Origin of the sequence: Pseudomonas frederiksbergensis, assembly GCF_017114915.1 — a bacterium.
GTDB lineage: Bacteria > Pseudomonadota > Gammaproteobacteria > Pseudomonadales > Pseudomonadaceae > Aquipseudomonas > Aquipseudomonas frederiksbergensis_I.
Window position 1 is genome coordinate 1 of sequence record NZ_JAAUOE010000126.1, and the last position, 309, is coordinate 309.

Here is a 309-nt window from a genome sequence, read left to right on the forward strand (position 1 = left end):
CCTGGATATTTCAGCATAGGTTTCTACGTACATAGTCTATTTTTTAATTTCGCCATTAAAAACTCCAATAGACAGGATTTCTCATGACTAGCTCCGTTTAAAGGTTCGCTTAGTTCCCACCGAGCACAGGAACTAAACTATCCTGCTCGTTGTCGTTTAATTAATCTCGCAGGTAAGGTTAATTAAACGTGGCTACACTTAAGCAGCCATTGCCATTGGATATTCGGCATTTAAATCATTTTGCCAGGTTTTTAATGAGGCCGCCTGACAACCTCAATACGCCGCCTATACCTCAACGTATCCGGTCGA

At 41.7% G+C, this 309-nt stretch carries 1 other RNA gene; it reads right to left on the bottom strand.

The window, feature by feature from the left end:
* Positions 1-3: 3 nt before the first annotated feature.
* Positions 4-303: a transfer-messenger RNA gene (gene ssrA, locus HCU66_RS27025) on the bottom strand.
* Between the last annotated feature and the right edge of the window lie 6 nt (positions 304-309).